At 41.6% G+C, this 1,788-nt stretch carries 2 protein-coding genes; both read right to left on the bottom strand.

Features of this window, described 5'->3' with window-relative positions; all coding sequences use genetic code 11:
- Positions 1-1,011 (bottom strand): ParB N-terminal domain-containing protein (locus RMO35_RS04015; protein ID WP_309738722.1); only part of this gene is annotated, 1,011 nt, incomplete at its 3' end.
- Positions 1,008-1,788, bottom strand: a 781-nt coding sequence (locus RMO35_RS04010) for an AAA family ATPase (protein ID WP_309738721.1), incomplete at its 5' end; no start/stop codon positions are given. The genes RMO35_RS04015 and RMO35_RS04010, both read right to left, overlap by 4 nt.

The raw sequence follows: 1,788 nt of genomic DNA, 5'->3' as shown, positions 1-1,788 counted from the left end.
GCTCAGATCGTCCCAGCTAGCAAACTTTTGCGCTGGCTGACTAGCTCGCTTCAAGATAATACTTTCAACTATATCTCTCGTGATTTTTACGCTCGATCTTTCTATTTTTACCATTAGCTCATCTTGGTTGAGATGATTGATTAGATCGAGCGCGAGCGTTGCTTTGTCTGAACCCGTCGAGACACCAGTTGCCGCTGGCTTGGTTTCAGCAGATTTAGTTGTTTTCGGCACTAAAATTGTTGCTGTAGTTTGTGCCTGCGGTTCGATCGCAACAGGAATAGATGCAGATGTATCTGCGGCTTTAGTTTTTTTACTACTTCTAGGAGTGGTTTTAGTTGCTTTGGTTGGTTTGGGTTCTGGTGAATCCGATCCTAAAGTCTCTACAGACTCACTTTTTTTCTTTCGCTCGATCTTAGGTTGAGAATCTACTACTGGCTTAACTTCCTGTTCTGGTAAGTCTACGATCGAAAGCAATTTTTTCTCTTCAGCTTGAATTTGTTTTCCGCTTTCATCCTTTGGCTTAGTTGCTAGAGCTGATGCGATCGTATCTAATATTTGTTGATGATTGGCAAGTTGGGAAACGATCGGCTGGAGTTGAGTCGAGATCGCGGCGGTAATTTCAGGTAATAGTCGATCGATACTGGCAGCGATGATGTCAGTTAATAGATCGGGAGCGGTATCTGGAGTAAGACTCTCACTTGCTGACTGTGGTGTGAATAACTTTAATTGATCGATCGCTGATTTGTGCGAGTTAGCATCGATGACAAAAGCATTTACCATCTCCGCTTTTCTGATATCTTTTTCCTTCGCTCTGACGGCAGCGTAATATTCCCGATGACCTTCGATTACTGTATATTTTTCTACACCCGTTTGTTGCAAGATTAATGGACGGAGCAATCCATCTGCTGCTAGCATTGCATCGGCTAATCGATCGATCTCTGCCTTTTTAAATTTTGACTTAGATACAGTCGAGCTGATACTTTTAACATCAACAAAATAACATTTAATCATGAGACTAACCCAATCTTAGTTAAAACTTCCTGTGCCAAAACTTCAAACTCCATTGCCGAAACCTGAGCGGTACTCTTGACTTCATCGGCATACTTAAAGATCGATTTGGGATCTGGATATTCGATATCGCCGACGACAACTATTTTATTAAATGATTCTGATAGGGCAGTGCGATCGTAAATGACCGATTCCATCAGGGGCATCTCATAGCGATTACTAATAACTGCTCGTTGCTTGGGGAAGGTGTATTCGATAAATCGAGCATTAGTCGAGATTTTTGAAGCTAATACACCTAAGACTTGAATCGGCTTTTTACCAATAATCGACCGGGTTTCATCGATTGCTTTGATATAATTCTTGACCGTAGGTAAGCCCTGATTTGCAAACGGTTTGAGATCGGAAGGGATAATTAGATAGTCAGCGGTGAGTAGTGCAACTTCGGCATAAATATCGCGAGATGGTGGGGTGTCGATTATCACAATATCGTAATTGTTTTCTACCCGCTTGAGCTTTTCGATCAGTCTATTTCGACTTGCCATCGAGGTTGTCAAATCTACCTGACGATCGATTAAATTGATATGTGCTGGAATGACGGCAATTTCTGGATCGCTAAAATATTGTGATTCGCGGACTATTTCATGGATAAAATTGGTATCGGCACTACTGATGAGATGGCAAACATTGCGATCGCGCAAATCATCTTCTTCTTCAAACTGAAACTTAACTAAACCTGTTGCAAAGGTACTATTTGCCTGAGCGTCGATATCGATTAATAAT

The sequence above is a fragment of the Chamaesiphon sp. OTE_20_metabat_361 genome, from assembly GCF_031364565.1.
This window is presented reverse-complemented; position numbering and strand designations above follow the sequence as displayed.